The organism is Curtobacterium sp. MCSS17_016 (assembly GCF_003234255.2).
Lineage (GTDB): Bacteria > Actinomycetota > Actinomycetes > Actinomycetales > Microbacteriaceae > Curtobacterium > Curtobacterium flaccumfaciens.
In genome coordinates, this window is sequence record NZ_CP126254.1 from 1,429,963 (window position 1) to 1,456,453 (window position 26,491).

General features: G+C 69.0%; 17 protein-coding genes and 3 rRNA genes. 18 read left to right on the forward strand and 2 right to left on the reverse strand.

Annotation, left to right across the window (positions count from 1 at the left end):
• Nucleotides 1-223: 223 nt before the first annotated feature.
• From DEJ19_RS06885 to DEJ19_RS06910, 6 genes are read left to right on the forward strand one after another with little or no spacing between them, the layout of a single operon-like run.
• Complete coding sequence (locus DEJ19_RS06885; protein WP_110865572.1) at nucleotides 224-1,642, forward strand: MFS transporter; 1,419 nt, start codon at nucleotides 224-226, stop codon at nucleotides 1,640-1,642.
• A complete protein-coding gene (locus DEJ19_RS06890; protein WP_111234147.1) occupies nucleotides 1,639-3,408 on the forward strand; it encodes a dihydroxyacetone kinase family protein in 1,770 nt (589 codons plus the stop codon). Before DEJ19_RS06885 ends, DEJ19_RS06890 begins: the two co-directional genes overlap by 4 nt.
• A gap of 25 nt (nucleotides 3,409-3,433) precedes the next feature.
• Nucleotides 3,434-3,919 (forward strand): ribose-5-phosphate isomerase, encoded by a 486-nt coding sequence (locus DEJ19_RS06895; RefSeq protein ID WP_111234148.1) that lies wholly within the window; start codon nucleotides 3,434-3,436, stop codon nucleotides 3,917-3,919.
• Nucleotides 3,919-4,734, forward strand: a complete 816-nt coding sequence (locus DEJ19_RS06900) for a triose-phosphate isomerase family protein (RefSeq protein WP_111234149.1) — start codon at nucleotides 3,919-3,921, stop codon at nucleotides 4,732-4,734. The genes DEJ19_RS06895 and DEJ19_RS06900 overlap by 1 nt, the downstream gene beginning before the upstream one ends.
• Nucleotides 4,731-5,576, forward strand: a complete 846-nt coding sequence (locus tag DEJ19_RS06905; RefSeq protein WP_111234150.1) for a sugar phosphate isomerase/epimerase family protein — start codon at nucleotides 4,731-4,733, stop codon at nucleotides 5,574-5,576. The genes DEJ19_RS06900 and DEJ19_RS06905 overlap by 4 nt, the downstream gene beginning before the upstream one ends.
• Nucleotides 5,573-6,490 carry a phosphogluconate dehydrogenase C-terminal domain-containing protein gene (locus tag DEJ19_RS06910; RefSeq protein ID WP_111234151.1) on the forward strand — a complete coding sequence of 306 codons (918 nt, stop codon included), beginning with the start codon at nucleotides 5,573-5,575 and terminating at the stop codon, nucleotides 6,488-6,490. Before DEJ19_RS06905 ends, DEJ19_RS06910 begins: the two co-directional genes overlap by 4 nt.
• 32 nt (nucleotides 6,491-6,522) lie before the next feature.
• On the opposite strand, the gene DEJ19_RS06915 is transcribed toward DEJ19_RS06910, so the two are convergent.
• Nucleotides 6,523-8,118 (reverse strand): D-apionate lactonase family protein, encoded by a 1,596-nt coding sequence (locus DEJ19_RS06915; RefSeq protein WP_111234152.1) that lies wholly within the window; start codon nucleotides 8,116-8,118, stop codon nucleotides 6,523-6,525.
• Nucleotides 8,119-8,198: 80 nt separating this feature from the next.
• On the opposite strand from DEJ19_RS06915, the gene DEJ19_RS06920 reads away from it, so the two are divergent.
• The 3 genes from DEJ19_RS06920 (at nucleotide 8,199) to DEJ19_RS06930 (ending at nucleotide 10,014) form a co-directional block, all read left to right on the forward strand.
• Nucleotides 8,199-8,960, forward strand: coding sequence for an SDR family NAD(P)-dependent oxidoreductase (locus tag DEJ19_RS06920; protein WP_111234153.1), 762 nt, complete (start codon nucleotides 8,199-8,201; stop codon nucleotides 8,958-8,960).
• Nucleotides 8,961-9,218: 258 nt separating this feature from the next.
• Nucleotides 9,219-9,413, forward strand: a complete 195-nt coding sequence (locus DEJ19_RS06925; RefSeq protein WP_071406076.1) for a hypothetical protein — start codon at nucleotides 9,219-9,221, stop codon at nucleotides 9,411-9,413.
• Nucleotides 9,414-9,498: 85 nt separating this feature from the next.
• Entirely contained in the window at nucleotides 9,499-10,014 is a 516-nt protein-coding gene (locus DEJ19_RS06930; protein ID WP_146250725.1) for a hypothetical protein, read from the forward strand.
• 9 nt (nucleotides 10,015-10,023) lie between these two features.
• Here DEJ19_RS06930 and pdxR read toward each other — a convergent pair whose 3' ends face one another.
• The gene (gene pdxR, locus DEJ19_RS06935) at nucleotides 10,024-11,466 is read right to left on the reverse strand and encodes a MocR-like pyridoxine biosynthesis transcription factor PdxR (RefSeq protein WP_111234155.1); all 1,443 of its coding nucleotides are present in this window, start codon (nucleotides 11,464-11,466) and stop codon (nucleotides 10,024-10,026) included.
• 21 nt (nucleotides 11,467-11,487) lie between these two features.
• Here pdxR and DEJ19_RS06940 point away from each other — a divergent pair, with 21 nt between their 5' ends.
• The 9 genes from DEJ19_RS06940 to DEJ19_RS06980 all read left to right on the forward strand — a co-directional run bounded on the left by DEJ19_RS06940 (nucleotide 11,488) and on the right by DEJ19_RS06980 (nucleotide 26,153).
• Nucleotides 11,488-12,237, forward strand: a complete 750-nt coding sequence (locus DEJ19_RS06940) for a pyridoxamine 5'-phosphate oxidase family protein (RefSeq protein WP_111234156.1) — start codon at nucleotides 11,488-11,490, stop codon at nucleotides 12,235-12,237.
• A 182-nt stretch (nucleotides 12,238-12,419) separates the two neighbouring features.
• The gene (locus DEJ19_RS06945; protein ID WP_111234157.1) at nucleotides 12,420-13,373 is read left to right on the forward strand and encodes a C40 family peptidase; all 954 of its coding nucleotides are present in this window, start codon (nucleotides 12,420-12,422) and stop codon (nucleotides 13,371-13,373) included.
• A 93-nt stretch (nucleotides 13,374-13,466) separates the two neighbouring features.
• Nucleotides 13,467-14,699, forward strand: a complete 1,233-nt coding sequence (rlmN, locus tag DEJ19_RS06950; protein ID WP_111234158.1) for a dual-specificity RNA methyltransferase RlmN — start codon at nucleotides 13,467-13,469, stop codon at nucleotides 14,697-14,699.
• A 566-nt stretch (nucleotides 14,700-15,265) separates the two neighbouring features.
• Nucleotides 15,266-16,787: ribosomal RNA gene (locus tag DEJ19_RS06955) — 16S ribosomal RNA — on the forward strand.
• A gap of 433 nt (nucleotides 16,788-17,220) precedes the next feature.
• Nucleotides 17,221-20,349 (forward strand): 23S ribosomal RNA (locus DEJ19_RS06960).
• Between the two features lie 152 nt (nucleotides 20,350-20,501).
• Nucleotides 20,502-20,618 (forward strand): 5S ribosomal RNA (gene rrf / locus DEJ19_RS06965).
• The 16S, 23S and 5S rRNA genes sit together here, the layout of an rRNA operon.
• A 127-nt stretch (nucleotides 20,619-20,745) precedes the next feature.
• Nucleotides 20,746-21,876 (forward strand): ROK family transcriptional regulator, encoded by a 1,131-nt coding sequence (locus DEJ19_RS06970; RefSeq protein WP_111234182.1) that lies wholly within the window; start codon nucleotides 20,746-20,748, stop codon nucleotides 21,874-21,876.
• 105 nt (nucleotides 21,877-21,981) lie between these two features.
• The gene (locus DEJ19_RS06975) at nucleotides 21,982-23,997 is read left to right on the forward strand and encodes a beta-galactosidase (RefSeq protein WP_111234183.1); all 2,016 of its coding nucleotides are present in this window, start codon (nucleotides 21,982-21,984) and stop codon (nucleotides 23,995-23,997) included.
• Entirely contained in the window at nucleotides 23,994-26,153 is a 2,160-nt protein-coding gene (locus DEJ19_RS06980; protein WP_258377488.1) for an alpha-galactosidase, read from the forward strand. The genes DEJ19_RS06975 and DEJ19_RS06980 overlap by 4 nt, the downstream gene beginning before the upstream one ends.
• Nucleotides 26,154-26,491: the final 338 nt, after the last annotated feature.

Sequence of the window (26,491 nt, forward strand, 5' to 3'; positions counted from 1 at the left end):
CGCGAAGAACGCAGCGGCGCGCGTGAAATGGTCAACCGGTTGACAAGTTGCCCGACCGCGACGCACACTGGATCAGGCGCACCGATGCGCCCGCTCTCGATCCGCGCAGCAGCACGGAGCGTCCCGGCGAAGCCGACCGGAACACCCCGGCCCAGCAGCACGGGCCATCCCGGCGCAGCCGCCAGGACGGGAGTCGTACCACCCCCACCGAGCAGGAGTCATCGTGGACATCCCCGCCACGCGAGGCATCCCCACCTCGGTCGTCGAGAAGACGGCCATCCGCAAGATCGCGATCCGCATCGTGCCGTTCGTGGCACTGATGTTCTTCATCAACTTCCTCGACCGCACCGCGATCTCCTTCGCCGCCCCCAACGGCATGGAGGCCGACCTCGGCCTGACCGCCGCCCAGTTCGGCTTCGCGTCCGGTGTGTTCTTCATCGGATACCTCGTGCTCGAGGTGCCGTCCAACCTGGCGCTGCACAAGTTCGGCGCCCGGATCTGGCTCGCCCGCATCATGATCACGTGGGGCATCGTGTCCCTGCTCTTCACGTGGGTGCAGAACTACCCGCAGCTCGTCGGCCTGCGCTTCCTGCTCGGCATCGCCGAGGCCGGCTTCTTCCCCGGCGCGATCCTGTTCCTGTCGACCTGGGTCCCGGCACGGCACCGCGGCAAGATGCTCGCGCTGTTCTACCTGGCGCAGCCGCTCACGAGCGTCATCGGTTCCCCGCTCGCCGGCTGGCTGATGACCCACGAGGGGATCCTCGGCGGCCTGGCCGGATGGCGCTTCATGTTCCTCTGCGTCTCGATCCCGGCGATCATCGTCGGCGTCCTGTGCCTCTTCGTCCTCAAGGACAAGCCGTCGCAGGCGAAGTGGCTCGACGAGGACGAGAAGGTCTGGCTGGAGACGACGCTCGCTGCCGAGAGCGCCGCGAAGGGCGGTGGCGACGGCCACGGCAAGGGCGGCCTGCGTGCGGCCTTCGGCTCCGGCCGCGTCTGGATGCTCGCCGCGGTGTACTTCGGCTTCATCTACGGCCTCTACGCGCTCAGCTTCTTCCTGCCGACGATCATCGACGGCTTCCAGGAGCAGTTCGGCACCACGTTCGACCTGTTCCAGAAGGGCCTCATCACGGCCATCCCGTACGTGCCGGCCGCGGTCGTCCTGTACTTCTGGTCGCGTGACGCCTTCCGTCGTGGCGTCCGGGTCTGGCACATCGCCGTCCCGGCCCTGGTCGGTGGCCTGAGCATCCCGGTCGCGCTCTACATGAACAGCCCGGCCGCCACCGTCGCGGTCATCGCGATCACCGCGTGTGCGATCTTCGCGGCCCTGCCGAACTTCTGGACGGTCCCGACGCAGTTCCTGACCGGTGCCGCCGCAGCCGCGGGGGTCGCCCTCATCAACACCGTCGGCAACCTCGGTGGGTTCGCCGCCCCGTACATCACGGGTGCGGTCAGCGAGTGGACCGGCGGGTACCAGGTGCCGATGTTCATCGTCGGGTTCTTCATGGTGCTGTCGAGCGTGCTCATGTTCGTGCTCGGCCGGAACACGAAGCGCAACGAAGCGGCCGCCGCGGCATCCGAAGCCGACACCGCGGTCGCTGCCACGGACGGACCGACCGCCATCGCGAAGGAGGCCGGCGCATGACCCGCCTGTTCAACGACCCGGCGGACTTCGCCGACGAGATGGTGGACGGCTTCGTCGCCGCCAACCACGCCCGGGTGCGCAAGGTGCACGGCGGGGTCGCCCGCTCCACCACCAGCCCCGAGGGCACCGTCGCGCTCGTCGTCGGCGGTGGCTCCGGCCACTACCCGGCCTTCGGCGGCCTCGTCGGGCACGGCCTGGCGGCCGGTGCCGCGATGGGCAACCTGTTCGCCAGCCCGAGCGCCCAGCAGGTCACCGCGGTCGCGAAGGCGTCCGAGCACGGCGGCGGCGTGCTGCTGAGCTACGGCAACTACGCCGGCGACGTCCTCAACTTCGACGCGGCGGCACGGGCACTCGAGGCACAGGGCATCGACGTCCGGACGGTCCGCGTGACCGACGACGTCGCGTCCGCGCCCGCCGACCAGGCACACAAGCGCCGCGGCATCGCAGGGGACCTCTGCGTGTTCAAGGTGGCCGGCGCGGCCGCGGAACGCGGCGACGACCTCGACGCGGTCACCGCGATCGCGGCCCGGGCCAACGACCGCACCCGCAGCTTCGGCGTCGCGTTCTCGGGCTGCTCCCTGCCCGGCGCCGACGAGCCGCTCTTCACCGTCCCCGAGGGGCGCATGGCCATCGGCATGGGCATCCACGGCGAACGCGGCATCGCCGAGGCCGACGTCCCCACCGCGGACGGCCTGGCCGACCTGCTCGTCGACAAACTCCTCGCCGAGCGACCCGACGGCACCGGCACCGGGACCGGCACTGGCACCGTCACCGCACCAGACACCGCAACAGCACCCGCCACCCCCCGCGTCGTCCCGATCCTCAACGGCCTCGGCTCCGTCAAGTACGAGGAACTCTTCGTCGTCTTCGGCGCCGTCCAGCGGAAGCTCACCGACGCCGGCATCGTCGTCGTGGAGCCCGAGGTCGGCGAACTCGTCACGAGCTTCGACATGGCGGGCGTCTCGCTCACCCTGTTCTGGCTTGACGACGAACTCGAGCAGCTCTGGGCCGCCCCCGCCGACGCCCCCGCGTACCGCAAGGGCGGCGCCGTCCCGCAGGAGCCGCTGCCGGCCGAGGTGCTCGAAGCCGGCGTGGTGGTGCCCGTGACGCCCGGCACCGAGGAGTCCCGGGCCGCAGCAGTCAGCGTCGCGAGCGCGATCTCAGCGATTCGCGCCACCATCGACGACCACGCCGACGAGCTCGGCCGCATCGACGCCGTCGCCGGTGACGGCGACCACGGCATCGGCATGCAGCGCGGCTCCACCGCCGCCGACCGTGCGGCACAGGACGCCGCCGCCCGTGGCGCCGGCGCCGGTTCGGTCCTCGCGATCGCCGGCGACGCGTGGTCCGACAAGGCCGGTGGGACGTCCGGTGCGATCTGGGGCGCCGCCCTGGAGGCCCTCGGTCGCGTCCTCGGGGACGAGTCCCGTCCGACACCCGCCACCGTCCAGAGCGCGGTGCACGCCGCCGCCGAAGCCGTCCTGGCCTTCGGAGCCGTCCCCGGCGACAAGACGATGGTCGACGCGCTCGTGCCGTTCGACCAGGTCTTCTCCGCCCGGGTCGACGCAGGCGACGAACTCGTCGACGCCTGGTCGGCCGCCTCGGCTGCAGCACAGACCGCGGCGGACGCCACGGCCGATCTGTTGCCCCGGATGGGCCGCGCCCGCACCCACGGCGAGGACGCCGTCGGCACCCCGGATGCCGGCGCGATCTCCTTCGCGCTCATCACCGCCGCGGTCCTGGCGGCCATCGCCGTCCCCGCCTGACCCCCACCACGAAAGGCACACCCGCATGAGTGAGCAGCAGTTCCGCATCGTCGTCGGTTCGGACGACGCCGGCTTCGACTACAAGGAAGTCATCAAGGCCGACCTCGCGAAGGACCCCCGCGTGGCCTCGGTCGTGGACGTGGGCGTGGACGCCGACGGTCACACCGCCTACCCGCACGTCGCCGTCGACGCCGCCCGTCTGGTGGCGAACGGCGAGGCCGACCGCGCGATCCTGATCTGCGGCACCGGCCTCGGTGTCGCGATCGCGGCGAACAAGGTCCCCGGCATCCGCGCCGTGACCGCGCACGACTCGTTCTCGGTGGAGCGCTCGATCCTGTCGAACGACGCCCAGGTCCTCTGCATGGGGCAGCGCGTCGTCGGGGTCGAGGTCGCGCGCCGGATGGCGAAGGAGTGGCTCGGCTACACCTTCGACCAGACGAGCGCGAGCGCCGAGAAGGTCAACGCGATCTGCGCCTACGACGGCTCCGCCCCGGTCGGGACCGCCGCCTGATGCCCGCGACCACGGCGGCCGCCCCGGTGACGATCGGGGTGTCGCTCAAGATGTACTTCTCGCACGCCCGGACGCTCGAGTGGGCGGCCGCCGTGGCCGACATCGCCCGGAGCCACCCGGCGGTGCGGTCCGGCGCGGTCGAGCTCTTCGTGGTGCCGACGTTCCCGTCGCTCGTCCCGGTGCGTGCGGTGATCGGGGACGCCCCCATGACGCTCGGCGCGCAGGACCTGGCGTGGGCGGACAGCGGCGCCTTCACCGGCGAGGTCTCCGGTGCCGAACTCCGTGAGATCGGGGTCGACCTCGTCGAGATCGCACACGCCGAGCGACGCGAACTGTTCCACGAGACGGACGACGAGATCGCCGGGAAGGTACACGCGGCGTACCGCAACCACCTGCGGCCCCTCGTCTGCATCGGCGAGACCGAGCGCGCCGCCGACGGCGACCCCGCGGCAGCAATCGCCGAGGTCACCGCGCAGCTCGACCGCTTCACCGCCACTGCGACCGCCGACGGCTTGGCCGGACCGCTCATCGCCGCGTACGAGCCGGTGTGGGCGATCGGCGCCCCGCAGCCCGCGCCCGACGAGCACATCGTCGCGGTCCTGGCCGGCATCGAGCAGCACCTGGCGACCCGGCCGGAGCTCGCCGGCTCCGCCGCGATCTACGGCGGCAGTGCCGGCCCGGGCCTGCTGACCCGCGGTGCCGGACGCATCGGCGGGCTGTTCCTCGGCCGCTTCGCCCACGACCCGGAGGCGATCCGCACGATCCTCGACGAAGCCGAGGCGCTGGACGCGACGCAGGACGGAGCACCGGCGTGACCTCCCTGCTCGGCCTCTCCACCTACGCCTACTTCTGGCGCATGTCCGACCGCGTCCCGTCGCCGATGTCCCTCGACGACGCCCTGCGCGACGCCGCGACCCACGACGGCGTCGACCTGTTCCAGATCTGCGACCACCTGCCGCTCGACACCGCGACCGACGAGCGCCTGGCCTCGATCCGGTCCCTGGCCGCCGACCTCGGTCTCACGCTCGAGGTCGGCACCCGCGGCACCCGGCCGGAGCACCTCGCCCGGTACCTGCACGTCGCACAGCAGCTCGGCGCGACCCTCGTGCGGAGCATGTGGACGAGCGGCGACGACCAGCCCGACGCGGCCGAGACCGAACGACGCCTGCGGCAGGCGCTCCCCGCCTACGAGCGCGCGGGCGTGACCCTCGCGCTGGAGACCTACGAGGTCGTCGCCACCGCCGACCTCGTCGCCGTCGTCCAGGCGATCGGCTCCGACCACCTCGGCATCTGCCTCGACCCGGCGAACACCGTCGCCCGGCTCGAACACCCGGCCGACGTCGTGGCGATGACCGCCCCGCACGTCGTCAACTGGCACGTCAAGGACTCCGCCTTCACCCGCTCACCGGGCTGGGTCGGGTTCCAGTACACCGGCGTCCGCACGGGCAGCGGGATCCTCGACTACACCGCGGTCCGCGCCGCGCTCGAGCCGGACACCCGGGGGATCAACCGCGTCATCGAGTTCTGGCTGCCGTGGCAGGACGAGCACGCCGGCGCCGAACCCCTGCCGGGGGAGCCCCCCGCACAGACCACCACCCGCATCGAAGCGGCGTGGACCGAACACACCATCGAGTACATCAGGAGCAAGGAATCATGACCGACACCGTCACCACCACCCACACCGTCGCTGCCGGATCCGGCACGGCCGACGTCACCGTCGCCGTGATCGGTGCCGGCGGCAAGATGGGCACCCGCGTCTCGAACAACTTCGCGAAGAGCGAGTACACCACCCTGTACAGCGAGGCCTCGCCCGCCGGCCAGGAGCGCATCCAGGCCCTCGGCCGCGAGATCACCGACAGCCTCGACGCGGCGAAGGCCGCCGACGTCGTCATCCTCGCCGTCCCGGACGTCCTGCTCGGCACCATCTCGGAGCAGCTCGTCCCCGTCATGAAGCCCGGCGCGTCGATCCTGACGCTCGACCCGGCCGCCGCCTACGCGGGTCTCCTCGCCAAGCGCGAGGACATCCACTACGCCGTGGCGCACCCGTGCCACCCGTCGGTGTTCCTCGAGCGCACCACCAAGGCCGAGTGGGACGACACCTTCGGTGGCATCGCCGCCCCGCAGGAGGTCATCGCGGCCTTCGATGCCTCGGAGTCGCTCGGCGACGAGGGCGACCGCGCCAAGGCCGTCGCCGAGGCCGTCATCACCACGATGTACGCCCCGGTCATCCAGGTGCACTGGGTCACGGTGAAGCAGCTGGCCGTGCTCGAGCCGACCCTGGTCGAGACCATCGCCTGCATGATCGGCGACTTCCTCAACGACGCCCTCGAGGAGACCGTCACCGGTGTCGGCGTGCCCCGCGACGCCGCCCGCGCCATGCTCTACGGCCACACGTGGATCGCGCTGACCAACGGCCTGCGCGGCTCGAACCCGTTCTCCGACGCCTGCCACATCGCGATGGGCTACGGCCGCGAGAAGCTCATCAAGGAGGACTGGAAGCAGGTCTTCGACGACAGCGAGCTCGACTCGGTCATCGCGAAGATGCTCAAGATCGACGCAGTCCGGCGCTGATCCGGACCGCCACCGACCACCGCGCCGACCCGTCAGCGCGCCCGGACCGGAACGCCCCGCCGGCCCCCTTCCGGCGGGGCGTTCCCCGTGCCGTCGGCGGCCACGAACCCGCGCGGCCCCCACGCCTCCGTCAGCGTGATCGAGGCCACGCCCGGCACCGTCAGCGCCCGCACCGCGTCGGCGAACCACCGCTCGGCGGCCGGCGTGTGCTGCGCCGGGTCGGTCGCGTCCGGAACGGTCTCCGGCCCGTACCCGTGCTCGACGGTCGCGTCCGTCACGACCCGGGTCGGCGCCGTCGCCACCGCGTTGCACCGTGGCCGCAGCGTCACCGGTCCGACGTGCAGCGCCCTGCCGGCGGCCAGCCTGGAGGCGCTGGTCACCACCCAGCGCTGCATCCGGATCGACTCGGTCACCTGTTCGGGCGACCGGTCGTGCATCTGCGGCGTCACGCTGCAGGTCAGGGGGCCGTCCCAGCCCGAGAACACCGCGATCGACCGGTTCAGCTCGGTGAAGTGGGCCCGGGTGCCGGCGACGACCTCCAGCGTGCCGACCGCTGCCACCGCTTCGCGCAGCGCCCGCTGCAGCGCCGGCGTCGTCACGTGCGACACCGGGTCGAACGCCCCGACGCGAGCCACCGGCCCGCCGTCGAGCACCGCGTCGATCGCCGCGCGCAGCAGTGCCGGGTCGTCGGTGACGAACCGGACGTCCAGGGGTGCACCACCCGCGTCCCGCCGGGCCGAGGCGAGCACCGCCTCGACGTTCGGGGCACCGAGGACCGGTTCGACCAGGATCGGGAACCCGCGGAGCAGGTCGGCGTCGTCCGGGCGCGCAGCGACCGGCGCCGAACCCGCGAGCAGCTGGAGCGTCGGCGGCGGCGTGACCACGGCACCGGGACCCGGCCCGTCGAGCGCCGCGAGGTCCGGGGCGGGGGAGGCCGCGCCTCCCGACCGGGTGCCCGGACCACCTGCCGAACCGACCGCCGTTGCACGCAGGGTGAGCCCCTGACGGACCGTCGTCCCCGGTGAGAGGGCGATCGGGAACGGCTCGGCGAGCGGCGTCGAGTACGTCTTGAACGAGGCGTCGGTCCAGTTGCGCTGGTCTTCGGTCTCGAACACGTCGCCGGTCAGGTCGAGCGACAGCGCGGTCGCGCCCACCGCCCAGTCGAGCCCGGCGACGTCGACGGCCGGCTGGTGCGGCGCGATCCAGAACGGGAACGCCGTCGCGGTGCTGCCACCGGTCGGATGCCGCACCGTGAGCGGCTGCCCGGCGAGGGTCGGCGGGTGCAGGACGACGAGCCCGACGCGGTTGCGGCGGAAGGCCCGCGTGACCGTCCCGACCGCGGCGACCCGCAGGGTGTCGTCGTCGAGCGTGACCTCGAGGACGGCGCGCGCGACCTCGACGCCGTCGTACCGTGCACTGGTCTCGATGCGGATGCGGCCCTCGTCGCCGTCCACCGTCCGTGTCGACACCGTGTCGTCGGCCGTACGCCAGTCGTGGTCGCGGACGACGAACCGGACGGCACGCAGGACGAGCACGCCCCGGAACGTGACGTCGGCGAGTTCGGCTCCGCGCAGGGCCAGACGCCAGGGCCCGACGGACACGATCTCGTCGTTCGACGTCGCAGTCATGGTGCATGCCTAGCACCGGTCAACCGGTTGGGCAATGATGGGGGCGACGGAGCAGCGCTGCTCCGAGGACGGAGTCCCACATGACCGCACGACTCGACGGCCGGACCGCACTCGTCACGGGAGCGGGGGCCGGCATCGGCCGCGCGATCGCCGACCGGTTCGTGGCCGAGGGGGCCACCGTCGTCTACGCCGACCGCGACGCCGATGCGGCCGCCGGTGCCGCCGCCGCAGCCGGCCCGACCGCGATCGGCCTGACGATGGACATCGCCGACGAGGCGAAGGTGGCCGCGGGGTTCGCCGATCTGGCCGACCGTGGTGCGAGCCCCGACGTGGTGGTCGCGAACGCCGGTGTGCAGCTGTTCGGCCACGACGCGAAGGTCGCCGACCTGTCGCTCGAGACCTGGGACCGCACGGTCGCGGTCAACCTCACCGGCACGTTCCTGACGATCAAGCACGCCGTCCGGGCGATGCTCGCGGGCGGCACCGGCGGGTCGGTCATCGCCACGGGGTCGCCGACCGGCCTGAACGGTGAGGGCGCCGACTTCGCGGCGTACTCCTCGACCAAGGGTGGCATCCACGCACTCGTCCGGGCGACCGCGATGGCCTACGCGCGGGACGGCATCCGGGTGAACACGGTGGTGCCGGGCTACACCGAGACCGGCCTCGTGTCGGCGATCTCCGGTGACCCCGAGGCCCGAGCCGCGATCGTCGCCCGCACCCCGCTCGGTCGCCCGGGCACCCCCGACGACGTCACCGGCATCATGGTCTACCTGGCCAGCCCGGAGTCGTCCTACGCCACCGGGGCGGAGTTCCTCGTCGACGGCGGCATGACGAGCCTCTGACCCGCCTCACGCCCTGCCTGTCCTGCGAAAGCGACAGTGTTCCACCGAACGTTCGCGGCACACTGTCGCCCTGACGGGACAGTCGCCGCAGCGATGACGAGGTCTGTCGCTTCCGCGGACAGGTCCCGCCCGCCGCCGAACTCGCCACACCGCCCTGGAGGCCCGGGGCGGCCCCGTCAGGCCGTGCCACGCCCGCCGTTTGGCCGCGGAACGCAGCACGTGGTTCCGCGGCTCCCGGCACGCGTACCGTCCGTCGCGATGACCGAATCACCCACCACCACCGCCCCGTCGAACTACGAGTCCGCCGACGGTGTGGACCCCCTGCACGTCACCACCTACCGACAGGTCCGCAAGGCCGCCCGTCGCGGACACGCACTGCCCGGCGACGCCGGAGAACCCTCGCTCGCCGACCTCGTGAACGCCCGGAAGAACGGCACCGCCGACTCCCGCTGACGCAAGCTCACGATCCGGTCTCGGCGAGGTCTCGATCGGGACACGACGACGCGAACGGCACCACGGCGCTGCCACGATGTCGTCCATGGTCTCCTTCCGGTCCGCACTGCCCGTCGTCGTCGTGAGCGCGGTCCTCGTGTCCGGCTCGCTCGCCGGTTGCTCGGCCGGCGCCGACGCAGCGGCGCGGCCGACGTCGACCCCGAAGGCGACCTCGGAGACCTCGGACGCCCAGCCCGCGGGCGGCGCGACGGACCCGATGGAGGAGGACAGGAGTGCTGCGGCGATCTGCGGCCAGATCAGTGCGCTGACGACCATCTCGCTGAACGCGACGGTCGGGCGGAGCCAGGGCGATCTCTCCGAGGCGCAGTACCAGGCACTGATCGCGGCGGAACGCTTCGGCTACGAGCACCTGTCGAGCAGCGACGAGGAGCTCGACGACGCGATCGACTACGCGCACGAGTACCTCGACGCGCACCCCGCACCGAAGTCTGGGCCGGCGCTCGAGATGACCCCCGAGTGGGAACTCGTCGGCCGCACCCTGAACACCGCGTGTCAGCGGGCCGGGTCGAACGTCGTGGGCACTGCCCAGTACGGCGGCTGACGACCCTGATCAGGTTCCCGTGACCGCCGTCACCAGGGCGTCGAGCGCCCGGTCGAGCTCCGGCATCGTCACGGCGCCGTAGCCGAACACGATGCCCGGCGGCGTGCTGCCGGGAGCGAGTCCGTACTCCTCGAGCGACGCCACGAGCACCCCGGCGTCCGCCATCCGACGCGCGATCTCCGCCCCGGTGGTCGGACCCGACCACGTGACCACCGCGTGCAGCCCGCCGTTCAGGGCACGGGCCTCCAGGCCGACGACGCCGCCGAGCCGAGCCGCGATCCGGGCCCGGCGGTGCGTGTAGTCGCGTCGCACCCGACCCAGGTGCCGCCGCAGCGCACCCGTCCGCAGCAGGTGCACGAGCGCGGCCTGCACCGGTTCGGCGACGACCGCGCCACGTGCCCGACGAGCGGCGAGCACCGCCTCCGTCACCGGGGAACCGGTCGCTGCGACCATCGGCAGCACGACGTACGCGCAGCGCAGCCGGGGGTCGAGGGTCTTCGAGAAGCCGCCGACGTGCAGCACCACGCCCTCGGCGTCGTGTGCGGCCAGCGCGGGCACGGGCGCGCCGCGGTGCCGGAACTCGGAGTCGTAGTCGTCCTCCACCACCACGGTGCCGGTGGTGGCGGCCCAGGCGAGGAGCCGCCGGCGCCGGGCGACGGGCATCACCGACCCGAGCGGGTACTGGTGTGTCGGGCTGACCAGGACGGCGTCGACCGGTCCGGCGGCCTCGAGTGCGTCGAGGTCGAGGCCGTCCTCGCCGACCGGGACGCCCACCAGGGACCCGCCCGCACTCGTGACCGCACGGTGTCCGGTGCGGTAGCCGGGGTCCTCGACGGCGACGACGGGAGCGCGACCCAGCAGCCCCCGCAGCGCCTCGGTGACGAGCGACAGCGCCTCCGAGGTCCCCGCGGTCACGAGCACCCGGTCGACCGACGTCGTGAACCCGCGGGTCAGGCCGAGCTGGGCGACGACCTGTGCGCGCAGGTCGGGGGAGCCGAGCGGGTCCGCGATCGCGTTCCGGAGCGGTGCCGACGCCGCTGCGTGCCAGGCTGCCCGCCAGTCCCGCTGCGGGATGGCGGTGACGGCGGGGATGCCCGGACGGCAGTCGATGAGCGAGGACGTCGGGTCCGGACCGTCCGGATCGGGGGAGCGGGCGCCGACCGGAGCCGAATCCGGCGTCATGCCCGCGTCCACCGTCACACTCGCCGCGACCCGGGCGAGGGCACCGTGCCGCGTCCGCAGGTACCCCTCGCCGTCGAGCTGCTCGTACGCCGCGACGACCGTGCCCCGGGCCACCCCGAGCTCCGCCGCCAGCGCCCGCGTCGACGGCAACGGATCGCCCTCGCGCAGGGTGCCGTCGTGCACCATCCCACGCACCCGTGCCACCACACCGGACACCTTGCTCGACTGGTCCACCGTGATCGCCCCGATCTGGTCCAGGCGCCGGACCACTGGTGACCCTAGCGTGACGACATGCCCACCTCGAGCCCCGAACCAGAACCGACCGCCGACGACCCCTCGCTCCGCGTCCGCCGCCTGCGCGACCGCCAGTCCGACGACCCCGCCGTCCTGCACGCGATCCTCGCCGAGGCCCACCTCGCCCACGTCGGCATCGTCCGCGGCGGCCACCCCGTCGTCCTGCCGTTCCTCTGCGCCGTCGGGGACCTCGGCGACGGTCCCGTCCTGCTGCTGCACGGCTCGACCGGTGGTGGGCTGTTCCTCGACGCCGGGGCCGAGGGTGTCCCGGTCGCCGCCACCGTCACCCACCTGGACGGTCTCGTCTTCGCACGGTCGACCAACGACAGCTCGGCGAACTACCGCAGCGCGATGATCGCCGGGCGCGCGACCGTGGTGCCGACCGACCTCCGCGCCGAAGCCCTCTGGCAGGTGGCGGACCACCTCATGCCGGGCCGTCGACGCGAGGTGCGCGAGATGACCGCGAAGGAGGTCCGCGCCACGCAGGTCCTCCAGCTGCCCCTCGACCGCGCGAGCGTCAAGGTCCGAGCCCACGGAGTCGGCGAGGACCCGGCGGACGGTGAGGACCACACCGTCTGGGCGGGCGTCCTGCCACTCGCGGTGCGCGCCGGTGCCCCGATCCCGGGGGACATCTCGGGGGACAGCCCGGTGGACGCGTCCGTCGTCGCGCTGTCGGCTCGCCTCGACCGCCTGGCGGCCGACCGGGAGGCCCGGATCGCCGCCGCCATGCGGGTCACGCCGGTCTGAACCCGGGTCCACCGCCGCGGCCCGGCTCCGGAACGCCCGTGCGCGCCGTCGGAGTGGCCTGCGAGCGGTGCTCGTTCCTGTGACCAGCCGCAGGAACACTCCGGCGCTGCCCAGCCGCGAGCACCGTCGTGACCAATACGTTACTTTCCGGACCGCCGAGTGGTCCCGACCCGGAAGGACCCATGGGACGCCACACCCTGCCTGCAGCAGCCGACGACCGTCAGCCCGCGCGAACGCACACGCACCCCGCGGTCGACCCCGCGCCGCTGACGCCGGACACGCAGCAGTCCCGTCCCCGTGGTCGCCGCTCGGCCCTCGGCCCCGCGGCCGCCCGCTCCACCTTCGTCGAGCACCCGAAGCCGGCCCGGACCGTGCGGATGCAGCCGCGTCCCGCCCCCGTCGCGTCGTCGGCCGGCAGTGCGGTGCTGAGCCGGACCGCCACCCTGCGTGCCGAGCGCGCCGTCGACCCGCGGCACATCCGTCGTTCCGCGAACGCGAAGCGTGCCGCGATCCTGCTCGCCCCCGCGATCGCAGTGACCTCGAGCCTGACGCTCGCCCTGCCCGCGAACGCCGACACCCTGCCCGCGGACACCCGCTCGGGCACGACCACGGCGCAGGCCGCCCAGACCTTCACGGTGGCGCACGACGTCCAGGTCCCCGTGGTCTCCACCGACGGCATGACCACCACGACGACGATCGTGTCGTACCCGACGCTCGACCTCCGCTTCGGGGTGACGACCGCGCAGGCACAGTCCGCGTTGTCCGCCGCACTCTCGGCCGGCGGCGACCGGGCCACGATCGTGCAGACCGCCCTGCAGTACATGGGGGACCCGTACGTCGAGGGCGGCGCGAGCCACGAGGGCATCGACTGCTCCGGGCTCACGATGGTCGCGTACCAGGCGGTGGGGATCCAGCTCGTGCACTACGTGCCGACGCAGGACGCCGTCGCTACCACGATCCCCGAGTCCGAGGCGCTGCCGGGCGACCTCGTCGTGTACGACGACGAGGACCACGTCGGCCTGTACCTCAGCCAGGGACTCGTCCTGCAGGCACCGCACCCGGGCGAGGTCGTCGACATCGTCCCGATGTACTCGGCGGCGCACCACTTCGCGCGTGTCCTGCCCGCCGGCAGCTGACCCGACCAGCCGTGGTGCGGCCGCGGTGGTGACCAGCAGGACCACCCGGACGGGGCGTCCCCACCGATCACGGGCCTCCCGTATCCTGGAGTGATGGCTTCCGACACCCGCACCCCGTTCGAACAGCAGCAGTCTGCTCGTCCGCAGGTGCGCCCGCGCACCGAGGGCTGGAAGCAGGCCACCGACACCGACGGTCGCCCGCTGCTGGAGTTCGCGTCCCCGAAGCGTGGCAAGCCGCCCGTGCACCTGGCCGACCTGACGGCCGAGGAACGCGAGGCCCGCGTGAAGGAACTCGGCCTGCCCGGGTTCCGCGCCAAGCAGCTCGCGACCCACTACTTCCAGCACTACACGTCCGACCCGGCCAAGATGACCGACCTGCCCGCCGCCCAGCGGGAGCAGCTCGTCGCCGGGATGCTGCCGCCGCTCCTCACCGAGACCCGGCGGCTGGCGACGGACAACGGCGACACGATCAAGTTCCTCTGGAAGCTGCACGACGGCGCCCTGGTCGAGTCGGTCCTCATGCGCTACCCGGGCCGCATCACCCTGTGCGTCTCGTCCCAGGCCGGGTGCGGCATGAACTGCCCGTTCTGCGCCACCGGCCAGGCGGGGCTGACCCGCAACATGTCCACCGCCGAGATCATCGAGCAGATCGTCCGGGCCAACGCCGCGATCGCCGCTGGTGAGCTCGGGGGTGATCCCCGCAAGGGCGGCAACGACCGCGTCGACGCCGAGCGCGTGACGAACATCGTGTTCATGGGCATGGGGGAGCCGCTCGCGAACTACAAGCGGGTGATGGACGCCGTGCGGTTGATGGTCGCGCCGCAGCCGAACGGTCTCGGCATGAGTGCCCGCGGCATCACGGTGTCGACCGTCGGACTCGTGCCGGCGATGATCAAGCTCGCGGACGAAGGGATCCCGCTCACCTTCGCGTTGTCCCTGCACGCTCCCGACGACGAGCTCCGCGACGAGCTCATCCCGGTGAACTCGCGCTGGAAGGCCGACGAGGCGATCGACGCCGCGCACAACTACTACGTCAAGACGGGCCGTCGTGTCTCGATCGAGTACGCGCTCATCAAGGACATGAACGACCACGCCTGGAGAGCCGACCTGCTCGCCGAGAAGCTCAACAAGCGCGGCAAGGGGTGGGTGCACGTCAATCCGATCCCGCTCAACCCGACGCCGGGCTCGGTGTGGACCTCGTCCGAGGTGCACGTGCAGGACGAGTTCGTCCGCCGACTCAACGCCGCCGGCATCCCGACGACCCTGCGCGACACCCGCGGCAAGGAGATCGACGGGGCGTGCGGCCAGTTGGCCGCGGCCGAGTAGGTCGGCCCGGTTCGTTCGTTCGTTCGTTCGGGAGGCACGGTGCGGGTTCGCACCGTGCCTTCCGTCGTTCCCGGGGTCGCGCTCACCCCGCCGATCGCCGGAAACCCGGGGGACACGTGCCGTTCACCCGACTGCGACACGCCCGGGAGGGGCGACGGTTGGCAGGGCCCCCGGGGCGTGTGTAAAGTAATCACTCGTTGCCGCTGAGGCGGAGAACGGAACGGCCGAGACGGTCACAGGGTGCAAGCCCTGGATGCGCAGTCCGGACGGGGTCCCGCTCAGGCAACATCCCCCCGAAGAAGTCGAAGTGATTCGACGTGTCCGACGGTGGAACAAGACGAATGCCTCTCTGGCGGAACCTTTCGGGGTCGAGCGGGGAGTGCGTCTGGTCCTTGAGAACTCAACAGCGTGCACATTGTCAATGCCAATTTATTGATTGACCTCGTGCCTGGTCGGCTTGCTGACTGGGTCATGAAGCAATTCCTTTTGGATTGAAGATTGTCAGTAGACAGTCAACAGTCAGAATCAACTCGGTCTGATGCCTTCGGGTGTTGGGTCTGTATTTTTTTACGGAGAGTTTGATCCTGGCTCAGGACGAACGCTGGCGGCGTGCTTAACACATGCAAGTCGAACGATGATGCCCAGCTTGCTGGGTGGATTAGTGGCGAACGGGTGAGTAACACGTGAGTAACCTGCCCCTGACTCTGGGATAAGCGTTGGAAACGACGTCTAATACTGGATATGATCACTGGCCGCATGGTCTGGTGGTGGAAAGATTTTTTGGTTGGGGATGGACTCGCGGCCTATCAGCTTGTTGGTGAGGTAATGGCTCACCAAGGCGACGACGGGTAGCCGGCCTGAGAGGGTGACCGGCCACACTGGGACTGAGACACGGCCCAGACTCCTACGGGAGGCAGCAGTGGGGAATATTGCACAATGGGCGAAAGCCTGATGCAGCAACGCCGCGTGAGGGATGACGGCCTTCGGGTTGTAAACCTCTTTTAGTAGGGAAGAAGCGAAAGTGACGGTACCTGCAGAAAAAGCACCGGCTAACTACGTGCCAGCAGCCGCGGTAATACGTAGGGTGCAAGCGTTGTCCGGAATTATTGGGCGTAAAGAGCTCGTAGGCGGTTTGTCGCGTCTGCTGTGAAATCCCGAGGCTCAACCTCGGGCTTGCAGTGGGTACGGGCAGACTAGAGTGCGGTAGGGGAGATTGGAATTCCTGGTGTAGCGGTGGAATGCGCAGATATCAGGAGGAACACCGATGGCGAAGGCAGATCTCTGGGCCGTAACTGACGCTGAGGAGCGAAAGCATGGGGAGCGAACAGGATTAGATACCCTGGTAGTCCATGCCGTAAACGTTGGGCGCTAGATGTAGGGACCTTTCCACGGTTTCTGTGTCGTAGCTAACGCATTAAGCGCCCCGCCTGGGGAGTACGGCCGCAAGGCTAAAACTCAAAGGAATTGACGGGGGCCCGCACAAGCGGCGGAGCATGCGGATTAATTCGATGCAACGCGAAGAACCTTACCAAGGCTTGACATACACCGGAAACGGCCAGAGATGGTCGCCCCCTTGTGGTCGGTGTACAGGTGGTGCATGGTTGTCGTCAGCTCGTGTCGTGAGATGTTGGGTTAAGTCCCGCAACGAGCGCAACCCTCGTTCTATGTTGCCAGCGGGTTATGCCGGGGACTCATAGGAGACTGCCGGGGTCAACTCGGAGGAAGGTGGGGATGACGTCAAATCATCATGCCCCTTATGTCTTGGGCTTCACGCATGCTACAATGGCCGGTACAAAGGGCTGCGATACCGTAAGGTGGAGCGAATCCCAAAAAGCCGGTCTCAGTTCGGATTGAGGTCTGCAACTCGACCTCATGAAGTCGGAGTCGCTAGTAATCGCAGATCAGCAACGCTGCGGTGAATACGTTCCCGGGCCTTGTACACACCGCCCGTCAAGTCATGAAAGTCGGTAACACCCGAAGCCGGTGGCCTAACCCTTGTGGAAGGAGCCGTCGAAGGTGGGATCGGTGATTAGGACTAAGTCGTAACAAGGTAGCCGTACCGGAAGGTGCGGCTGGATCACCTCCTTTCTAAGGAGCATCTGGTCAGTGCTGGTCGCCCATCATGGGTGGTTGGTTGCTGGTCCAGGCGCCTGTTTCGGACCGAACGTGTCCGACGGGTAGCTCATGGGTGGAACATTGACAGTGCAGTTGGGAGTGATGCTTCCGACCTCAGTACGCTCTGCTTGCAGGGTTGGGACGGGTCGTGGGTGGAGCTGCCGGCTGGTGCACGTTGTTGGGTCCTGAGGGACCAGGCTTCCTACTGTCACGTGAGTGGTGGTGGGGGTTGGGCCTACGGGTCCTTCGTCGGGCCAGGGTGAACCTACCGTTGTGGTGGGGGAGTGCTGGTGCCGATCGTATGTTGAGAACTACACAGTGGACGCGAGCATCTTTGATTCGCGTCATCCATGATCCGCCTTCGGGTTGGTGTGGTGTGACGTTGGATCGCAATTTTAATCTTTGTGGTCAAGTTTCTAAGAGCAAACGGTGGATGCCTTGGCATCTGGAGCCGATGAAGGACGTAGAAATCTGCGATAAGCCTCGGGGAGCTGATAATCGAGCTGTGATCCGAGGATTTCCGAATGGGGAAACCCCGCCAGGCGCTTTTGCGACCTGGTGACTCCCGCCTGAATATATAGGGCGGGTAGAGGGAACGTGGGGAAGTGAAACATCTCAGTACCCACAGGAAGAGAAAACAACATGTGATTCCGTGAGTAGTGGCGAGCGAAAGCGGATGAGGCTAAACCGATCATGTGTGATAGCCGGCGGGCGTTGCATGGTCGGGGTTGTGGGACACGTCACTCAGTTCTGCCGGACTGGGACGGTTACAGCGCATCATAGTCGAACCGGTTTGAAAGCCGGGCCGTAGTGGGTGCCAGCCCCGTAGACGAAATGGTGTTATGGCCGGATGTGTATCCCAAGTAGCACGGGGCCCGAGAAATCCCGTGTGAATCTGTCAGGACCACCTGATAAGCCTAAATACTCCCAGATGACCGATAGCGGACAAGTACCGTGAGGGAAAGGTGAAAAGTACCCCGGGAGGGGAGTGAAATAGTACCTGAAACCGTTTGCTTACAAACCGTCGGAGCCTCCTTAGTAGGGGTGACGGCGTGCCTTTTGAAGAATGAGCCTGCGAGTTAGTGATATGTGGCGAGGTTAACCCGTGAGGGGCAGCCGTAGCGAAAGCGAGTCTGAATAGGGCGTTTGAGTCGCATGTTCTAGACCCGAAGCGAAGTGATCTATCCATGGCCAGGTTGAAGCGACGGTAAGACGTCGTGGAGGACCGAACCCACTTCAGTTGAAAATGGAGGGGATGAGCTGTGGATAGGGGTGAAAGGCCAATCAAACTTCGTGATAGCTGGTTCTCTCCGAAATGCATTTAGGTGCAGCGTTGCGTGTTTCTCGCCGGAGGTAGAGCTACTGGATGGCCGATGGGCCTCAACAGGTTACTGACGTCAGCCAAACTCCGAATGCCGGTGAGTGAGAGCGCAGCAGTGAGACGGTGGGGGATAAGCTTCATCGTCGAGAGGGAAACAACCCAGACTACCAACTAAGGTCCCTAAGCGTGTGCTAAGTGGGAAAGGATGTGGAGTTGCACAGACAACCAGGAGGTTGGCTTAGAAGCAGCCACCCTTGAAAGAGTGCGTAATAGCTCACTGGTCAAGTGATTCCGCGCCGACAATGTAACGGGGCTCAAGCACACCACCGAAGTTGTAGATTTCGCACTATAGACAAGCCTTCGTGGTTCAGTCGTGCGGAGTGGTAGGAGAGCGTCGTGTGGCGAGTGAAGCGGCGGAGTGATCCAGCCGTGGACGCTACACGAGTGAGAATGCAGGCATGAGTAGCGAAAGACGGGTGAGAAACCCGTCCTCCGAAAGACCAAGGGTTCCAGGGCCAGGTTAATCCGCCCTGGGTAAGTCGGGACCTAAGGCGAGGCCGACAGGCGTAGTCGATGGACAACGGGTTGATATTCCCGTACCGGCGAACAACCGCCCAAGCTAATCCAGTGGTGCTAAGAGTCCTAACCCGGTACAACCGGATCCCTTCGGGGTGATGGTGGCCGGTCTAACGCTCGACCCCATGCTGGTGCGGTTAGCGTATGAACAGGTGTGACGCAGGAAGGTAGCTGAGCCAGGCGATGGTATCCGTAAGGTGAACCTGGTGTAAGGATGTAGGGCTGACGATAGGCAAATCCGTCGTCTGTATGCCTGAGATCCGACGCGTACCCGTAAGGGGAAATCAGTGATCCTATGCTGCCGAGAAAAGCATCGACGCGAGGTTGCAGCCGCCCGTACCCGAAACCGACTCAGGTGGTCAGGTAGAGAATACCAAGGAGATCGAGAGAATCGTGGTTAAGGAACTCGGCAAAATGCCCCCGTAACTTCGGGAGAAGGGGGGCCGGACACGTGACCGGATTTACTCCGTGAGCGTTGAAGGCCGCAGAGACCAGTGGGAAGCGACTGTTTACTAAAAACACAGGTCCGTGCGAAGTCGCAAGACGATGTATACGGACTGACGCCTGCCCGGTGCTGGAAGGTTAAGAGGAAGGGTTAGCCTTTGGGCGAAGCTCTGAATTTAAGCCCCAGTAAACGGCGGTGGTAACTATAACCATCCTAAGGTAGCGAAATTCCTTGTCGGGTAAGTTCCGACCTGCACGAATGGCGTAACGACTTCCCAGCTGTCTCAACCGCGAACTCGGCGAAATTGCACTACGAGTAAAGATGCTCGTTACGCGCAGCAGGACGGAAAGACCCCGTGACCTTTACTACAGTTTGGTATTGGTGTTCGGAGTGGCTTGTGTAGGATAGGTGGGAGACTGTGAAGCGGGCACGCTAGTGTTCGTGGAGTCATTGTTGAAATACCACTCTGGTCACTTTGGATGTCTAACGTAGGACCCTGATCGGGTTCATGGACAGTGCCTGATGGGTAGTTTAACTGGGGCGGTTGCCTCCCAAAGAGTAACGGAGGCGCCCAAAGGTTCCCTCAACCTGGTTGGCAATCAGGTGGCGAGTGTAAGTGCACAAGGGAGCTTGACTGTGAGACTGACAGGTCGAGCAGGGACGAAAGTCGGGACTAGTGATCCGGCAGTGGCTTGTGGAAGCGCTGTCGCTCAACGGATAAAAGGTACCTCGGGGATAACAGGCTGATCTTGCCCAAGAGTCCATATCGACGGCATGGTTTGGCACCTCGATGTCGGCTCGTCGCATCCTGGGGCTGGAGTAGGTCCCAAGGGTTGGGCTGTTCGCCCATTAAAGCGGTACGCGAGCTGGGTTTAGAACGTCGTGAGACAGTTCGGTCCCTATCCGCTGCGCGCGTTGGAAATTTGAGAAGATCTATCCCTAGTACGAGAGGACCGGGATGGACGAACCTCTGGTGTGTCAGTTGTTCTGCCAAGGGCACCGCTGATTAGCTACGTTCGGACCGGATAACCGCTGAAAGCATCTAAGCGGGAAGCCGTCTTCGAGATGAGATTTCCATGCACCTTGAGTGTGAGAGGCTCCCAGCAGACTACTGGGTTGATAGGCCGGATGTGGAAGCGGGGACTAACGACCCGTGGAGCTGACCGGTACTAATAAGCCGAAGACTTGATAACACACTGATTTCCGTGCACTTGTTGCACGGGCTCGCGTCCACTTTGTGGTTCCCGACAGACGATCGGGAATCGAAACTGAATACACCGCTCTGCCCTCTTCACGGAGGGCAGCAGCCGGGACAGATTTGAGACCAGATCATGGTCGAAGGTGTTCCGGTGGTCATAGCGAGAGGGAAACGCCCGGTCACATTCCGAACCCGGAAGCTAAGCCTCTCAGCGCCGATGGTACTGCAAGGGGGACCTTGTGGGAGAGTAGGACGCCGCCGGACTTAACGTTGCAACACCAGGGAACCCCTGACCAGTACTGGTCAGGGGTTTTCTGCGTTTGCGGCCCGTTCGGGGTCCTTGTCGACGGGGACCGGTCAGGCCGTAGGATCAGCCGACGACGGAGGAACGATGACCGAAGCCTGGCCGGCCCTGCCCGATGGTTCCCGACTGGCGCTGCGGGAGATCCTCATCCACGGGGTGCTCTCCCGCGCCGAGATCGCCCGGTCACTCGGGCTCTCGCGGGCGAGCCTCACCCGGGCCATGCGCATCCTCGTGTCACAGCGGCTCGTGGTCGAGGTCGGCACTGATGTGCGCGGCGCCACCGGTCGCCCGTCGGAGCTCCTGCAGGTGAGCAGCGGGCAGTGGGAGTTCCTCGGCATCAAGCTCACGAAGGACCGCCTGTACGCCGCGGTCACGGACCTGGGCGGACGGGTCCTCGCCCTGCACGAAGAGGCGATCGACGACACCGCCGCCGAGCCGCTCGCGGAGCAGATCACGGCGGTGCTCGGCCGACTCCGTGCTGCGCATCCAGCCATCTGCGCGATCGGGGTCTCGCTGCCCGGTGACGTCATGGTGCGCGCGGGGGAGTCCGTCGTCGCGGCGTCGGTGTTCCTCGGGTGGCACGAGGTGCCGTTCGCGCGGATGCTCGAGGAGCGGACGGGCATCGCCACGTTCACCGCGAACGACGTCCACGCGCTCACTGCGAAGGAGCACTGGTTCGGTGCGGGTGCCGGTCGCGGGTCGATGGTGCTCGTGACGGTCGGTGAGGGCCTGGGCCTCGGGCTCATCGCGAACGGGCAGGTCTCCACCGGGGAGCACGGGCGACTGGGGCGCATCGGGCACCTTCCAGTCCTCGGGGGCGGTCCGGACTGTGGCCTCGGTCACGCCGGGTGTGCCTCGAGCTACCTGCCCAGCCCGGTCATCGTGCGGAACGCCGGCCACGAGGGGAAGACGTACGACCAGGTGGTCGAGCTCGCCCGGGACGGCGACGAGGCAGCCCTCGCTGCGTTCGAGGATGCCGGCCGTGCCCTCGGGGTCCTGCTCGCCACCGCGGTGCACATCGCGGACCCCTCGGCGATCGTGCTGACGGGCGACGGGCTGCCCGTGTACGACCTGGCGCGGGCGACCGTGGACGAGTCGATGCGGGCCGCACTGGCGCCGTACACCGAGCCGGTCACGGTGGAGGTGCAGCCGTTCGAGTTCTCCGAGTGGGCACGCGCCGGGGCAGTCCTCGCCATCCGTCGGCTGCTGGGGGAGTGAGCGGCCGAGGCATCAGGCAGAGGTGTCGGCGCGTTAGTTACACACGTTGACAAACGCGGACGCAGACGGGAGGCTTGCACGGTCCACACCATCGAAGGAGATGCCGTGACCACTGCCCCCACCGTCCCGTGGCCGACCGACGGCCTGTCGTTCGGCGGCGACTACAGCCCCGAGCAGTGGCCCCGGGAGACCTGGCTCGAGGACGTCCGCCTGATGCGCGAGGCCGGGGTGAACCTGGTCACCGTCGGGGTGTTCTCGTGGGCACTGCTCGAGCGGTCGCCGGGGGACTTCACGTGGGAGTGGCTCGACGACGTCCTCGCGCTGCTGCACGAGCACGGCATCGCTGTGGACCTCGCGACGCCGACCGCTGCCCCGCCGAACTGGCTGCTGACGGCACACCCGGAGATCCTGCCCGTGGACGCCACGGAGCGGCGGGAACGACCCGGAGGGCGACTCGGGTGGTGCCCGGCCTCCGAGCTGTTCCGGGAGCACGCGCTCCGCATGGTCGATGCGCTGGCGGAGCGGTACGGCCGGCATCCCGCGGTGCGGCTCTGGCACGTGAGCAACGAGCTCGGCGGCGGCAACGGCCGGTGCTACTGCGAGGAGTCGGCAGCGGACTTCCGGCACTGGCTCGTGGCGAAGTACGGCGACGTCGAGGCCGCGAACGACGCGTGGGGCACGGCCTTCTGGGGGCACACGTACACCTCGTTCGACGAGGTCTCGCCGCCACGGGGTGTGGGCGGGGCACCGAACCCCGGGCTCGCGCTGGACTTCGAGCGGTACTCGTCCGACGCCCTGCTCCGCCAGTACGACGCCGAGAAGGCCGTCATCGAGCAGCACTCGGACGTGCCGGTCACGACGAACTTCATGGTGGGCGCCGGGTCGCAGGTCGTCGACTACGCCGGGTGGGCCAAGCACGTGGCGATCGTCGCGAACGACCACTACACGCTCGTCGACGACGCCCGCCGCGAGCAGGACCTCGCGCTGGCCGGTGACCGGATGCGCGGGATGTCGGCGGACCGTCGTCCCTGGCTGCTGATGGAGCACTCGACGGGTGGGCCGAGCTGGCAGCAGCGCAACCGCGCCAAGGAACCGGCCGAGCTCGTCCGGAACGCCCTGGCGCACGTCGCACACGGGTCCGACGGGGCGCTGTTCTTCCAGTGGCGGGCCTCCACCGCGGGCGCGGAGCAGTTCCACTCGGCGATGCTCCCGCACGCCGGCACCCGCACACGCATCTGGCGCGAGGTGCTCGCCCTCGGCCGGGCGCTGCAGGCCCTCGCACCCGTGCAGGGCACCCGCGTCGAGCCGGCCCGGGTCGCGATCGTCGTGGACGAGGCCTCCGGGTGGGCCGTGCAGTCGGGGCTCAAGCCGCACCGGGGCCTGCGCTACGGACGGGAGCTCCGCGCCTGGCACCGCGCGTTCCACGACCGGCAGGTGCTGACGGACGTGGTCCCCGCCGACGCCGACCTGGACGGCTACGACGTGGTCGTCGTGCCGACGATGCTCATCGTCGACGACGCGACCGCCGAGCGGCTGTCCGCCGTGGTGGACCGCGGGGCCACCCTGATCGTGACGTACCTGTCCGGCGTCGCCGACGAGACCGCGCGCATCCGCACCGGCGGGTACCCGGGCGCGTTCCGCCAGGTGCTGGGCGCCTGGAGCGAGGAGTTCACCCCGCTGCAGCGCGACGAACGCTGGACCCTCGACGACGGCGAGGTCGTCACCGACTGGGCCGAGGCGGTCGTGCTCGATGACGCCGAGTCCGTGCTCCGGTACACCGACGGCCCGCTCGCGGGCCGGGCCGCCGTCACGCGCCGCGCCGTCGGCGGCGGCGCCTGGTACGTGTCCGCGATGCTCGCGGACGACAGCATCCAACGGCTCGTGGACGGGGTGATCGCGGAGCGGGGGATCCTGCGGACGGTCACCGGGCCTCCCGGCCTGGAGGCGGTGCGTCGCGTCGGCGACGACGGTTCCGCCTTCCTGTTCCTCGTCAACCACCGTGCTGACGACGTCACGGTCGTCGCGTCCGGGACGGACCTGCTCGACGGGTCCGGCCACGGGCCGGACACCGTCGTGCCGGCCGGACGCGTCCGCGTGCTGCGCGAGGAGCGGGCCTCGTGACCGTCGTGGAGCGCGAGTCGACAGCCGTCGGTGCACGCGATCGACGTGTGTACGTGCTGCGATCAGCCGGGGTGTCGCTGGTGCTGGCGTCGGCGGCGGACGGGCTGCCCGAGGTGCTGCACTGGGGTCGGGACGTCGGGCCCGTCGCGCCGGACGATGCGGCCGACCTGCTGCTCGCACTCGGACGGCCGCTCGGACCGAGTGCGCTCGACGCGCGGTGGCCCCTCACGGTGCTGCCGACCGAGCGCGACGGGTGGGAGGGGCGACCGGGGATCGCGGGGCACGTGGACGGGATGCCGCTCGTGCCGCGTTGGCTCGACGTTGTGGTGATCGGTGACGACGAGCGGATCGTCGTGACCGCCGAGTCGGACTCGGTGGCGCTCCGGAGCGAGTTCGCGCTCGACTCCGCGGGGGTGCTGCGGGTGCGGCACACGGTGACGAACACCCACGCCGAGCCCGTGCACGTGCAGGCGCTCGAGGCGACGCTGCCCGTGGGGGAGCGGATCGCCGAGGTGCTCGACCTGGGCGGACGGTGGACGCGTGAGCGCACACCGCAGCGCCGGTCGGCGACGGCCGGGAGCCACGCGCGGGAGAGTCGTCGCGGGCGGACGGGCCACGACTCGCCGACGTTGCTCGTGCTCGGGACGCCCGGGTTCTCGGATGCCGAGGGTGAGCTGTGGGCGGTGCACCTGGCCTGGAGCGCGGACTCCGTGTACCGGTACGACCAGCTCGCCGAGGCGCGACCATTGCTCGGTGCCGGAGAACTGCTGCGCGCCGGCGAGGTCGTGCTCGGCGAAGGGGAGTCGTTCGCCGCCCCCGACGCCGTGTTCGTGTGGAGCGACACCGGGATCGACGGGCTGTCCGACCGCCTGCACGACTCGTTGCGCAGCCGCCCGGGGCATCCGCGACGCCCCCGGCCGGTGGTGCTGAACACATGGGAGGCCGTCTACTTCCGACAGGAGCTCGAGCCCCTGGTGGCGCTGGCGGAGACGGCGGCGGACATCGGGGTCGAGCGGTTCGTGCTCGACGACGGGTGGTTCCTCGGCCGGCGGTCGGACTCGACCTCCCTCGGGGACTGGCGCGTCGACCCGACGGTGTGGCCGGACGGGCTGGCGCCGCTCGTTGACCGGGTGCGTGCCCTCGGCATGGAGTTCGGGCTGTGGTTCGAGCCCGAGATGGTCAGCCCGGTGTCCGAGCTGGCGGAGGCACACCCCGAGTGGATGCTGCAGCGCCCCGAGGACGACGTCCGCACGTGGCGGAACCAGTACGTGCTCGACATGGCGAACCCACTGGCCCGGCACCACGTGCTCGAGAGCATGTCCCGCGTGATCGGCGAGCACCACGTCGACTTCGTGAAGTGGGACCAGAACCGGGACATCGTGCACGCGGTGCACGCGGGACGCGCCGGCATCGACGCGCACACCCGCGGCGTGTACGCGTTGATGGACGAGCTGCGTGCGCGGCACCCGTGGCTCGAGATCGAGGCGTGCGCGAGCGGCGGTGCCCGGATCGACCTCGGCGTGCTCGAGCGCACCGACCGGGTGTGGCCGTCGGACTCGAACGACGCCTTCGAGCGACTGCCGATCCAGCGCTGGACCGAGGCATTGCTCCCGCTCGAGCTGATCGGCTCGCACGTCGGGCAGGAGATCTCGCACACCACGGGCCGGCACCTCGACCTGGACTTCCGGATGGCGGTGTCGTTGTTCGGCTCGGCCGGCATCGAGACCGACATCACGAAGCTGTCGCCCGAGGAGCTCGACCGGCTCCGGGCCTGGACGGCGCTGTACCGACGGGAGCGCGGGCTGCTGCACTCCGGGCGGCTGCGGCACCTGGACCTCGGGGACCCGGGGACGGTGGCGACGTCGGTCGTGGCCACCGACCGTTCGCGGGCGCTCGTGCGGGTGGCGCGGACGGAGACGGGGCCGAGGTCGTTGCCGGTGCCGCTCCGGGTGCGCGGACTCGACCGGTCGCGGCGCTACCGGCTCGCTCCGGTGTCCGGCCTCGCTGTGCCGCGTGGGCTCGACATGGTGCCGCCGGAGTGGCTCGTGCGCGGACACCTGGAGCTGACCGGCGCCGTGCTCGAGGACGTCGGCGCACGGCTCCCGCTGCTCGCACCCGCGACCGCGATCGTGCTGGAGCTCCGCGCGATCGACTGAGCGCCGTCAGCCGCGCTCCTTCGGCGGGGGAAGCGTTCCCTGACCGGCGACGTGACGGTTCTGGTTCGCGATCCTCGGGGATTGTGAACCAGAACCGTCACGCGTCGAGAGGAAATGTCCTTCCCGGGGCGCTCGGTGTGGGGTGTCGCGCGGTGAACGAGGCGGCGGTGCGGGACGGCCCCTCCGTCCGCGGGCTGCGGTGCTGCGGGCTGCCGGGTTGCGGGTGCAGCGGAGGTGTGCGGGCGTGCTCGGGTGACGGTTCCGGTTCGCGAACCCGGGGGATCGTGAACCGGAACCGTCAGCGGCGCGAGGGAACGTCGCCGTCCCCCCCCCCTAGG